We start from the raw sequence: 11,420 nt of genomic DNA, 5'->3' as shown, positions 1-11,420 counted from the left end.
AAGATCGCAGCCTTCGGCAGCTCCTACAGGGGGATGCGTTCACTTGGGAACAGGTCGGCTGTCAGGCCGCCATCGTCGGCAGGCCCCACAATAGGTCGGGTACAGCCGCGAGAGAGTGGTTGATTGGGAGGCCGCCTTCGCCGGCAAGCCGGCTCCTACAGTAGGTCGGGTACAGTCGCGAGAGAGTGGTTGACTGGGAGGGCGCCTTCGCCGGCAAGCCGGCTCCTACAGTAGATCGGGGACAGCCGTGGGGGACAGGTTGACTGGAGGGCGCCTTCGCTGGCATGTCGATCTCCTGCAAGGGTGTATGCCGCTCGTCTACTCGAACGCACGCAATCCCCTGGACGCCTTCAAAGCTGTACGACCCGGAAAACCCGGGCACAGTTTGTGAGGTGAGACATGTCCAGCGAGTCGACTTTCCAGGACAACAAACAAGACCCGGACAAGACGCTACCCACGTCGGACGATCCGGGCAAATACGATCCCCTGAAACAGGCCGACCTCGACGATGAAGAGGGCGAGCAGGAATGGAACGAGCGCGACAGGAAGCTGCCTGAGGCAGATGAGCAAACACCTTTGTCCGACGACAGGCGCTAGGAAAAGCGCCCGGTGATAGATCGAAGTACTGCCCAGGAGAACAGCCAATGACCCTATTCACGCCCTTGACAGGTTCGCCTTCGACGCTTGCGGATGCCGACAGCGGCGGCCAGTACCGCGAACTCTACGATCTGCTGTACAGCAACGACCCACAAGCAGCAGCGCTGGGCGAGCAGTTCCTGCGCGAGCAACTGGCCGAGGTCGCTGAACTGCCCTGTGATCTGCCCGAAGCGCCAGGACAGCTGGCGGCATGGTCAGAACAACATTGCGCCGACGTCGCGCGCGACTATGCCCTCTACCTCGAGGAACGCAAGCAGGGCGGGCAACGTCGGTATTTCTCGAACAAGGCCCATGCCCTGTTTTTCCTGCAACGGGTAGCGCCCACCAAGGAGGTCGACGGCGCCTGGCTGGCCGGTGTGCTCGAGCACTGGCAGGACCTGCGTTATGACGGGTTGCTGAGCACCTATCTGGAAGAGTTGGGCAACGGCGATCCGCGGCAGAATCACGTGGTGATCTACCGCAAGCTGCTGGCGGCCCACGACTGTGGCGACCGACAGGGGCTGCTCGACGAACACTTTCGCCAAGGTGCGATTCAACTCGCATTGGGGCAGTGCAGCGAGAGGTTCATGCCCGAGGTGATCGGCTACAACCTCGGCTACGAGCAATTGCCGCTGCACCTGCTGATCAGCGCCTATGAACTGCGTGAGCTGGGGATCGACCCGTACTATTTCACCCTGCACGTGACCATCGACAACGTCAGCAGCGGGCACGGACGCAAGGCGATTGAAGCACTGCTCGACCTGATGCCGATGGAGCAGGGACGGGAGGAGTTCTATCGGCGTGTCGCCATCGGCTATCGACTCAATGACCTGGGGCCGGGCTCGACGGCGGTGATTGCAGGCTTCGACCTGCAGCAGGAAGTGATCGCCATGCTCGAACGCAAACGCAGCTTCGGCCAGCACATGCATTCCGATTACTGCAAGGTCGAAGGCCAGACCGTCAATCAGTGGCTGGCGACTCCGGGCCAGATCGAAGAGTTTCTCGGCGCGCTGCAACGCAAGGGCTGGATCAAACGCCATGGCCCGCCCAAGGAGAGCCGATTCTGGCAATTGATCGAGGGCGATACGGCGGCCATGTTCGGCGTGTTCAGTGGCTATGAAAAACAACTGCTGCACGACTGGATCGCCGGTGACTGGCAAGACCCGCAACGCCAGCCTGTGCCACGCCGGGCGCCATCCGACGATGCCTTCGCCGATGAAGCCTTTGCGAACGACCCTGAGCTCAAGGCGTTGCAGGATTCCCTGCGCGACCAGTCACCGCGACAACAACTCCAGTTGCTGATCCCCTGGCTTTCGGCCCAGCGCCATTGTCGACCCGCCGGACTTTACGCCACGCGACGTTTCATTGAATGCGTGGCCCGTTTGCGCTGATTTCAGGAGAGTCATGCATGTCAGGACAACAGATAGCCGATCGCACATTGCTGGAGCTAGGCAGGCTTCTCGCTGCCGAGGACTACCGTTTCATCACCCCGACGCCCTTGACCCACGAACGGGTGTGCCAGCGCTTTGTGCCGCTCTTGGCCAAGGACCTGCGTGATGTGTTCGGCTGGTCGATGCCTTTCGAGCACGGGCTGTTTTCACCGCAGCAGCTGGCTGAATTGGAACAGGCGGGCATCGTCGAAAAGGAGGGATCGCTTTGGCGCGCTACGGTGCGCTGGTCAAGCCTCGGGCGCTTGCTGATTGCCCATTCGGCGTATCCGACCACGCAGAGCGACTCGGTGTTCTTCGGACCCGACAGCTATCGTTTTGCGCAATTGATCGAAGCCCATCTGCAGCAGCGCGCGGAACCCGTGCGGCGAGCGGTGGACATAGGCTGCGGGTCCGGCATTGGCGCGCTGGTTATCGCCCTTGCCCGGCCGGAGGCCGAAGTGCTGGCGGTGGATATCAATCCACGGGCGCTGCGCCTGTCGGCGGTGAATGCCGAGCTGGCCCAGGCCAGTAATGTCAGCGCCTACCACAGCGATGTGCTGGGCAGTGTCGAAGGGCAGTTCGACCTGATCATCGCCAATCCACCCTACATGAACGACAGCCAGCAACGCGCCTATCGCCATGGCGGTGGCGCGCTGGGCGAAGCCTTGTCTGTGCGCATCGTCCGCGAATCGCTGCCGCGCCTGGAAAAGGCCGGCAGCCTGGTGTTGTACACCGGGGTGGCGATGGTCGCCGGGACGGACCCCTTCCTGGAGTCCGTACAGCCGCTGCTGAGTGACGACAGGTACGACTGGACCTATCGAGAGCTGGACCCCGACGTGTTCGGCGAGGAACTGCTCAAACCCGGTTATGAACGGGTGGAGCGCATCGCCGTGGTGGCGTTGATCGTGACCCGGCGGCATTGATGCAGCGCCGGATCAGTTGCCGTCCGCCACCTTGCGTTGTATCTCGTCAACTTTGCGCCGCAGGTCTTCGGCTTGCTCCTCGGTGGTTTCGGGGGGCGAAGGTTCGAGGCTTTCATCCTCCTCGGTCGGCGTGTCGGCAGGGGTGATGCGGTCATCGTTGTTCATGGCGCTGGCCTCCAGTGGGTATACATTGGATCGAAGCCCGGGCTACGAGTTCTAGATATTTCTCGGCTGACCTTTTGACCAATGTTCGCTCACCGCGCCATGGGAACCCTGCACCGGGTCCTGCTCGGGAAACGGCAGGGTGTCGATGCTTTGCTGTTGCGCAGCGCTCGGCGCTTCACGGCAAATGTCGGCGTGCTGGCCCGGCGGGTAGGCGCCGACCACCAGGAAGTCGTCGCTCGAATCCAGGTTGCAGTGACCGGTGCCGGCCGGCAACAGCAGCACATCCCCGGCACCGACTTCCAGCACCAGGCCATCGGGCCCGCCCAGCATCAGGCGTGCATGCCCGCTGACCACCCCAAGCACTTCATGGCCTTCGGTGTGGTAGTGGTGATAGTCATATACCCCATAGCGCCATTGCGGCGGCCAGCCGTTGGCACTGAAGGTCTGCTCGAACAGCGCCGCTGGATCGTTGCCATGAACAGCGATGGCCTTGGGGTAGATCAGCACCGGCAGGCGCGGGTTGTTCGGCACCCAGCCATTGCGTTCGAACATCAGTTTTTGCGCTGGAGCATGCGCTTGCGAGTTGCTCATTCGAGCTCTCCTCCATTGTGAAGGGTGTCTATAAAGCAGAGACATTGCCTTGGCCCGGGTGGTTCTAAAAACGGGCTCAGCGATACACGTACAGATGCAATGAACTCCTGCAGGCTGCCTGCCTCTCAACTTCAAGTCATGAGTTTCAAGAGCACTCAGAAGGGAGAATGGGTCATGAGCAATGCGGCAACCCTCGAAAGCCTGCTGCAGCCGTTTGCCTGTCGGCCAGCGATAAGCACCGCGGACGCTGCGCTGCAACCGCTGATGCAGCAACTGATCAGGGCTGGATTTGCTGACCTGCCAATGCCCGGGCAGGGCCGTACGCTGGAACGCTGGCGCACCCTGGCCACCGTCTCCGCCAGCGACCTGCGGCTGGCCAAGTTGTTCGAAGGCCATACCGACGCGCTGGCAATCATGGCCGAGCTCGAGCCCGACTCGCCTGCGGCCGCGGGCAGTTGGGGAACCTGGGCGGCCGAGCCGCCCTTTGCCCGGCTCGAGATTGTCGATCGCCAGGCAGGCAATGTTTACCTGCAGGGTCGCAAGGCCTGGTGTTCCGGCGCCGCCGTGCTCGATCAGGCACTGGTGACGGCGTGGGATGAACAGCAGCGGCCGCAGTTGGTAGCGCTCACGTTGCGCCAGCCCACGATCAGGCTACTCGAGGATGGCTGGCAGGCGGTCGGCATGGGCAGTACGGCCAGCATCGACCTGCTGTTCGAAGGTGCCCTTGGCCGTTGTGTCGGGTTGCCCGGAAAGTATGTCGACCGACCCGGCTTCTGGCAGGGCGGGGGTGGAATAGCCGCGTGCTGGTACGGCGCCGCTTGCGCGCTCGCCGGTTACCTTCGCCAGCACTGCACGCAGCCGTATCACGACGCCCATGCCGAGGCGCATCTGGGGGCTGTCGATGCGGCGTTGTGCATGGCCAGGGCGGCGCTGCGGGAAACGGCTCGCTGGATCGATGACAACCCCCAAAGCTCACCGCAACTTCCGGTCCGGCGCCTGCGCGCCCAGGTCGAAGTCGCGGTCGACAGCGTGCTGGCCCATGTCGGGCGCGGGTTGGGGGCCACGCCGTTCTGTCGTGACAGTCACTTCGCCAGGCTCGCCGCCGACCTGCCGGTATTCGTGCGCCAGAGCCATGCCGAAAAGGACCTGGCGCAGCTTGGACAGCAGGTCGCCGCGCAACCGCTTGAGGGCTGGGAGCTGTGATCGCCGAGTTGGTATCTCAAGGGGAGAATCTCATCCAGGGTCCCGGCACATCGCTGGCCCAATGGCAGGCCAGTGACTGGCTGGCGCGGGTGCCCACCATCACCCACCACCAGCTGGTGCCTGCGGGGCAGCGCCTGGTGGTGGTCGCCCCGCATCCTGACGATGAAGTGCTCGGATGTGCTGGCATCCTGGCCGGGATGAAGGGCAGGGAGGCCGACGTCCTGATGATCGCGGTCACTGATGGCGAAGCCAGTCATCCGCAGTCTCGCCACTGGACCCCGACGCGTCTGCGCCGCGAGCGCCCGCTGGAAAGCACGCGCGCGCTCGCCCGCATGGGGCTCGATGTCACTGCCCTGGACTGGCAGCGCCTGGGCTTGCCCGACAGCGGCGTAGCGGGGCAGGAGGCGTTACTGATCGAACGCCTGGCGGCGTTGATTCGCCCGCAGGATCGGGTGGTCACCACCTGGCGCTTCGACGGCCACTGCGATCACGAGGCGACAGGCCAGGCGACCGCCAACGCGGTAGCGCAGCAAAGGGCCTGTCTGATCGAAGCGCCGGTCTGGGCGTGGCATTGGGCGCGGCCGGACGATGCCCGGATCCCTTGGGCACGGGCGCACAAATACCTGCTGGATCCCCAGGTGTTGGCGCAAAAGCGCCAGGCCATTGCCGCCCATGTCTCGCAGGTCAGCCCACCGGCGGTGTTGAGTCGAGAAACCCTCGAACGCCTGCTGCAACCTTTTGAACTGGTGTTTCTATGAGCCTGCCGCCCGACTACTTCGAGCAAATGTTCAGGGCCAGCGATGACCCCTGGTCCTTTCGTACCCGCTGGTACGAAAAGCGCAAGCGCGAGCTGACGTTGGCCAGCTTGCCGCGTCAACGTTATCAACGGGTTTTCGAGCCGGCCTGCGCCAACGGTGAACTCAGTGCGCAGCTGGCCGAGCGCAGCGACGCGTTGCTGTGCCAGGACATCAACGCGAAGGCGGTGGCACTGGCGCGCCAGCGCTTGAGTGGCCTGCAACATGTCCGCGTCGAGCAGGCCCGTATTCCACGGGATTGGCCGGACGGCGAGTTTGACCTCATCGTGCTGAGCGAAGTGGGCTACTTCCTCGATGCAGGCGAATGGCATCAGGTCATCGAGCAGACCTTGCGCAGCCTGGGCCCGGCGGGCAGCGTGCTGGCCTGTCACTGGTTGCATCCGATCGAAGGCTGTTCCCAGGACGGCCGCGACGTTCACGCAGCGCTTGCCGAGCGTCTGAATCTGCATCGTCTGATGCGTCATGAAGAAGCGGATTTCCTCCTTGAATACTGGAGCCGTGACGCGACCTCGATCGACCTTGCCGAGACCTGCCAATAGTCAAAAGGCCAACGACTTCAGGTAGTCGCCAAAACCTTCCCGGCACCGGCAGTGCTGGCGGGCGCTGGTGGTGACCCGGTTCCTCGCCGTCCACATGATGCGCGCGCCGCTGCGCTCCAGATCGGCCACCAGCTGCACGTCCTCGTGGGCGGGCAGGGCTTGGAATCCGCCCGCCTTGCGGTAAGCCGCCGAAGAGACGCCGAGGTTGGCGCCATGGATATGCCGGTGACCGTCAACGGTGTGGTAACTGGCGTGATAGCGCTCGCGCACCCGTTCCGGATGTTCGGACCAGTCGGCGACATCGACCAGGCCGCAAACCGCATCCGCGTTGAAGCTGATCTGCTCTGCCAGCCAGGTATCGGGAACGACGCTGTCGGCGTCGGTGAAGGCCAGCCAGCGTGCATCCTTCGCCAGCAGGTGTTCGGCGCCTTGGGCCCGGGTCTTGCCAACGTTGCGGTGGTTGCAGCTCAGCGTCCACACGTCATAGGCCTGGGCGATGTCGAGTGAAGCGTCCGTGCAGTCGTCCAGGACGATCAGGATCCTCACTTCCTCATCGTCCAGATCTCGGTGGAAAGACGCCGCCAGCAGCGACTCGATGCATTCTTCAAGGCGCTGCTCCTCGTTATGCACCGGCACAATCACTCCTATCATCTGCAAATCCCCATGGCTGGCTTTTCGATGTCGACCGGGGTTGATGACCATTGGTTGCAACTGTTTTCACGCGAAGGCGATCACTTATGGCGCTCGACCATTGATCCACCGTCGTGAACGAAAAAAGGAACCGCCGCAGCCGCTTTGTGCCCTTAGACATAAGCAGGGGGGAGGTAGATGGATGTGAATGTTCAGTCAATTTTCACAGGGTGCGCCGGATGGAGCCTGGGCCGGGAATATTCGGCCGCCTTCACGGCAGAGGGCACCCACTTGCAGCGTTATGCGGCGCGACTGAACTGCGTTGAGATCAACAGCTCGTTTTATCGCCCGCATCGCGTCCAAACCTACCAGCGCTGGGGCGCCTGCGTGCCGGCCGGCTTTCGCTTCAGCGTCAAGGTGCCCAAGCAGATCACACACGTGCAGCGTCTGCAGGACTGTGACCAGGCGCTCGATGAGTTTGTGCTGCAGTGTTCCGGGTTGGGCGATCGCCTGGGCTGCCTGCTGGTGCAATTGCCGCCGTCTCTGGAATTTGTCGAGCCGATTGCCGAGGCTTTTTTCATCAGTCTCAGGCGGTGTTTTGCAGGGGATGTGGTGCTTGAACCCCGACACGAATCCTGGACGGAGGCCGGGGCCCTGTTGGTGCACTATCGCATTGCGCAGGCTGCGGTGGATCCTTCGCGCATCAGCACCGACTCGACTCCACGGGGATGGCCGGGCCTCAAATACTGGCGGCTGCATGGCTCGCCACGCATCTATTACAGCCCCTATGACGAGCAGCGGCTGGAACGCCTGGCGGGCGAGATGCATGCAGCTACGGCCGACGGGTCGTCCACCTGGTGCATCTTCGACAACACCGCCAGCGGCGCGGCACTGGGCAATGCCTTGACGCTGGCGCAAAACCTGGCCGCTAAACGCCTTTGGTAGATGGCAACAGGATCGTCAGGATGCCCAGCAGCGGCAGGAACGAGCACAGCGTATACACGTACTCGATGCCGTGGATATCCGCCAGGTGCCCGAGCAGCGCGGCGCCGATGCCGCCAAAACCGAACATCAGGCCGAAGAACACCCCGGCGATCATGCCGACGTTGCCGGGCACCAATTCCTGGGCGAAGACCACGATGGCCGAGAAGGCCGAGGCGAGGATGAAGCCGATGATCATGCTCAGCACGCCGGTCCAGAACAGGTCGACGTAGGGCAGGGCGAGGGTGAAGGGTGCGGCGCCGAGGATCGAGAACCAGATCACCTGCTTGCGCCCGATCCGGTCACCGATCGGCCCGCCGAAGAAAGTGCCGGCTGCCACGGCGCCGAGGAACAGGAACAGGTACAGCTGCGAACTGGCCACCGACAGGTCGAACTTCTCGATCAGGTAGAAGGTGAAGTAACTGGTGAAGCTGGCCATGTAGAAATACTTGGAGAACACCAGCAAGGCCAGGACCACCAAGGCGAAAGTCACCCGTTGCCTGGACAGGCCATGGGTGGCCTTGGTGCCTTGCTTGAGCTTGAACAGGTTCAGGTGGTTGCGGTACCAGCGGCTCAGGCCGTATTGCACGAGGATGGCGAAGACTGCGAACAGGCCGAACCAGGCGACGTTACCCTGGCCGTATGGGATGACGATGGCCGCCGCCAGCAGCGGACCGAAGGCGCTGCCGGCGTTGCCGCCGACCTGGAAGGTCGACTGGGCCAGGCCGTAGCGTCCGCCCGAGGCCAGGCGCGCGACGCGGGAAGTCTCCGGGTGGAAGGTCGAAGAGCCAATGCCCACCAGTGCCGAAGCCACCAGGATCGCCCCGAAGCTGCCGACCATCGACAGCATCAAAATGCCGATCAGGGTGCAGACCATGCCCGCCGGCAACAGCCACGGCTTGGGGTGGCGGTCGGTGTAGTAACCGACCCAGGGTTGCAGCAGCGAAGCGGTCAGTTGAAAGGTCAGGGTGATCAGGCCGACCTGGGTGAAAGTCAGGCCATAGGTGGCCTTGAGCATCGGGTAGATCGACGGCAGCACGGCCTGGATCAGGTCGTTGATCAGGTGCGCCAGGGCACAGGCGCCGATGACGCGCATCACCAGCGGGCTGGCCTGGCTGGCCACCGAGGCGGTGGCCTTCTTGGAGGTAGTGGCGGAGGCGGTTGTACTGATGGACATGGGATCCTTCCAGAGAAAAAGCGCGGCCGGCGCGGGGTAAAAGCGCTGGCCATTTCAGGGTTCAGCGCTATCCTAGGGGGCGTCCGATTGCCTGTCTCGCGCAATTCGGGAATCGACTATCGCAAAAAGGGCATCATGATCAAGTCGCTGGATGAATTCCTCAGGGAGATCGACGGCCGCGCCTGCGCCGTGAGCAGCAGCGCCACCGACTACCCGGAGAACTGGGTGATCGAAGCGCACTCCCATCAGGCCCACCAACTGATCTACGCCATCGAAGGCGTCATGGTGGTGCACTCGGGATTGAGCCAGTGGACGGTGCCGCCCAGCCGCGGGATCTGGATGCCGAGCCGGCATATTCATTCGATTCGCTGTGTCGGCCCGTTGAAAATGCGCAGCCTGTTCGTGCGCCCCGAGGCGGCTGCGGATATGCCAGCGGAACCCCGAGCGGTGAGTATTTCGGCGTTGCTCAGTGAGTTGATCAAGGTCTCGGTGGAGATCAGCGGACCCTACGAGGCGGACTCGCGCGAGGGCCGGGTCATGCGCCTGATCCTCGATGAACTGCGGATCCTGCCGACCTTGCCTCTGCACCTGCCTCAGCCCACGGACCCACGGCTCAAGGTGGTGTGCTCGGCGTTGCAGCGCGATCCCGGCGATGGCTCGACCCTGGCGCACTGGAGCGCACGCCTGGACCTCGATGAAAAAACCATCCAGCGCCTGTTCCGCAAGGAAACCGGGATGACCTTCGGCCAATGGCGTCAGCAGGCGCGCCTGCTGCTGGCCCTGGAGCGCATCGCCGTCGGCGAGAAGATCATCGACATTGCCGGGGAGCTGGGCTACGACAGCCCCAGTGCGTTCACCAGCATGTTCAAGAAACAGTTCGGCAAGACCCCCAGCCATTTCTTCAGGTAGCCGCGCTCCCGCGGCAACGCCCGATCCACTGTAGGAGCTGGCTTGTCGGATCGCCGCATCGCAGCGAAGGCGGTGTGTCAGTCACCAGAGCTGTTGGATGCGCCGGCCTCTTCGCTGGCAAGCCAGCTCCTACAGGTTCCGCATCGCACACGAAAGCTGCGTATGGCCACAAATCCCTTGTAGGAGCTGGCTTGCCAGCGAAGGCGGTGTGTCAGTCACCAGAGCTGTTGGATGCGCCGGCCTCTTCGCTGGCAAGCCAGCTCCTACAGATCCGCATCGCACAGGAAAGCTGTGTATGGCCACAAATCTCTTGTAGCGGTGTGTCAGTCACCAGAGCTGTTGGATGTGCCGGCCTCTTCGCTGGCAAGCCAGCTCCTACAGGTTCCACAGCGCACAGGAAAGCTGCGTATGGCCACAAATCCCTTGTAGGAGCTGGCTTGCCAGCGAAGGCGGTGTGTCAGTCACCAGAGCTGTTGGATGTGCCGGCCTCTTCGCTGGCAAGCCAGCTCCTACAGGTTCCACAGCGCACACGAAAGCTGCGTATGGCCACAAATCCCTTGTAGGAGCTGGCTTGCCAGCGAAGGCGGTGTGTCAGTCACCAGAGATGTTGGATGTGCCGACCTCTTCGCTGGCAAGCCAGCTCCTACAGGTTCCACAGCGCACAGGAAAGCTGTGTACGGCCCCAATCACACTGTAGGAGCTGGCTTGCCAGCGATGGAGGTCAACGCTGACGCGTGAAGCCTGACACCCCGCGGTGCTCTCAGGTTTTTCGCGAGCAGGCTCGCTTCCACAGGGGCCCGCCGCCCGGCCGGCCTGATCGTGAGCGTATGTATTAATCTTTTATGCCATGCCCGAAAACTCCTCCATCGCATCCAGCAACGCCTCCTGAAAATAAACCATCGATGCCCGGTCACAGAGGATATAAAACCTCGGCTGTTGCGCAGCCGTGGCGTTGATCACAATCACGTTAATGCGCGCAGCCGATGTCTGCGCCACGGCACCGGGCCCGAACACCTGCGCGCTCAGATCCACGCCGCAAAGTTTGGCCATGACCTCGGACAAATACTCGCCACTGAGCTGGAACCAGGCATGGCTGTCCTGGCGCGGCAGCAGGTAGTTGGCTTGATGGTCCATCTCCCAGCGAGCTTCTTCGTCGGCAATGCGTTCACCCAGGTCCTGGGCGCTGCCCAGCAGCAGGTATTCGGTCTGGGACAGACGCACCACCCAGCTGCCATCAACCTGGCTGGCGGCTCGGTTGGGCGCTTCCGGCAGCACGAAGTCCCGACTCTGCAAATAGTGCGCGCTGCCGGCGCCGCGAAAGCCGACCCGGGGCAGGTCGGTAAAGTCGGTCAGCGCACAGCTGGACAGGAGGGCGAGGGCCGGCTGACCGGCGCTGTGTTGTTGTGTCAGGCTGGTCATGG

Annotated in this window: 13 protein-coding genes; 8 read left to right on the top strand and 5 right to left on the bottom strand. The window is 62.9% G+C overall.

Going from position 1 to position 11,420, the window contains the following annotated elements; translation table 11 throughout:
- Positions 1–399: 399 nt before the first annotated feature.
- The 3 genes from NPS56_RS27495 to NPS56_RS27485 are packed head-to-tail and all read left to right on the top strand — an operon-like array spanning position 400 to position 2,989.
- Positions 400–597: a hypothetical protein gene (locus NPS56_RS27495; protein WP_166621358.1), complete on the top strand. Its 198-nt coding sequence runs from the start codon at positions 400–402 to the stop codon at positions 595–597.
- 47 nt (positions 598–644) lie between these two features.
- On the top strand, positions 645–2,027 hold the full coding sequence (locus NPS56_RS27490; protein ID WP_274077553.1) for an iron-containing redox enzyme family protein: 1,383 nt from the start codon (positions 645–647) through the stop codon (positions 2,025–2,027).
- A 17-nt stretch (positions 2,028–2,044) separates the two neighbouring features.
- Positions 2,045–2,989, top strand: coding sequence for a class I SAM-dependent methyltransferase (locus NPS56_RS27485; RefSeq protein ID WP_274077552.1), 945 nt, complete (start codon positions 2,045–2,047; stop codon positions 2,987–2,989).
- 12 nt (positions 2,990–3,001) lie between these two features.
- On the opposite strand, the gene NPS56_RS27480 is transcribed toward NPS56_RS27485, so the two are convergent.
- Positions 3,002–3,154, bottom strand: coding sequence for a hypothetical protein (locus NPS56_RS27480; RefSeq protein WP_166621360.1), 153 nt, complete (start codon positions 3,152–3,154; stop codon positions 3,002–3,004).
- A gap of 51 nt (positions 3,155–3,205) precedes the next feature.
- Positions 3,206–3,745 (bottom strand): cupin domain-containing protein, encoded by a 540-nt coding sequence (locus tag NPS56_RS27475; protein WP_274077551.1) that lies wholly within the window; start codon positions 3,743–3,745, stop codon positions 3,206–3,208.
- A 174-nt stretch (positions 3,746–3,919) separates the two neighbouring features.
- On the opposite strand from NPS56_RS27475, the gene NPS56_RS27470 reads away from it, so the two are divergent.
- The 3 genes from NPS56_RS27470 to NPS56_RS27460 are packed head-to-tail and all read left to right on the top strand — an operon-like array spanning position 3,920 to position 6,302.
- Positions 3,920–4,948, top strand: coding sequence for an acyl-CoA dehydrogenase (locus NPS56_RS27470; protein ID WP_274077550.1), 1,029 nt, complete (start codon positions 3,920–3,922; stop codon positions 4,946–4,948).
- Positions 4,945–5,706 (top strand): PIG-L deacetylase family protein, encoded by a 762-nt coding sequence (locus tag NPS56_RS27465; RefSeq protein ID WP_274077549.1) that lies wholly within the window; start codon positions 4,945–4,947, stop codon positions 5,704–5,706. The genes NPS56_RS27470 and NPS56_RS27465 overlap by 4 nt, the downstream gene beginning before the upstream one ends.
- Positions 5,703–6,302 (top strand): class I SAM-dependent methyltransferase, encoded by a 600-nt coding sequence (locus NPS56_RS27460; RefSeq protein WP_166621361.1) that lies wholly within the window; start codon positions 5,703–5,705, stop codon positions 6,300–6,302. The genes NPS56_RS27465 and NPS56_RS27460 overlap by 4 nt, the downstream gene beginning before the upstream one ends.
- Here NPS56_RS27460 and NPS56_RS27455 read toward each other — a convergent pair whose 3' ends face one another.
- Positions 6,303–6,953, bottom strand: coding sequence for a glycosyltransferase (locus tag NPS56_RS27455; RefSeq protein ID WP_274077548.1), 651 nt, complete (start codon positions 6,951–6,953; stop codon positions 6,303–6,305).
- Positions 6,954–7,130: 177 nt separating this feature from the next.
- On the opposite strand from NPS56_RS27455, the gene NPS56_RS27450 reads away from it, so the two are divergent.
- On the top strand, positions 7,131–7,877 hold the full coding sequence (locus NPS56_RS27450) for a DUF72 domain-containing protein (protein WP_274077547.1): 747 nt from the start codon (positions 7,131–7,133) through the stop codon (positions 7,875–7,877).
- Here the strand turns inward: NPS56_RS27450 and NPS56_RS27445 are convergent.
- Complete coding sequence (locus tag NPS56_RS27445; RefSeq protein ID WP_274077546.1) at positions 7,861–9,090, bottom strand: MFS transporter; 1,230 nt, start codon at positions 9,088–9,090, stop codon at positions 7,861–7,863. The genes NPS56_RS27450 and NPS56_RS27445 overlap by 17 nt on opposite strands.
- Before the next feature lie 87 nt (positions 9,091–9,177).
- On the opposite strand from NPS56_RS27445, the gene NPS56_RS27440 reads away from it, so the two are divergent.
- On the top strand, positions 9,178–9,999 hold the full coding sequence (locus NPS56_RS27440) for an AraC family transcriptional regulator (protein ID WP_274077545.1): 822 nt from the start codon (positions 9,178–9,180) through the stop codon (positions 9,997–9,999).
- 840 nt (positions 10,000–10,839) lie between these two features.
- Here the strand turns inward: NPS56_RS27440 and NPS56_RS27435 are convergent.
- On the bottom strand, positions 10,840–11,418 hold the full coding sequence (locus tag NPS56_RS27435; RefSeq protein WP_274077544.1) for a sarcosine oxidase subunit gamma: 579 nt from the start codon (positions 11,416–11,418) through the stop codon (positions 10,840–10,842).
- Between the last annotated feature and the right edge of the window lie 2 nt (positions 11,419–11,420).

This window comes from Pseudomonas putida (genome assembly GCF_028682635.1).
GTDB lineage: Bacteria > Pseudomonadota > Gammaproteobacteria > Pseudomonadales > Pseudomonadaceae > Aquipseudomonas > Aquipseudomonas putida_AE.
Note: the sequence above shows the minus strand (reverse complement) of the source record. Positions and strands in the feature narration are given on the sequence as shown.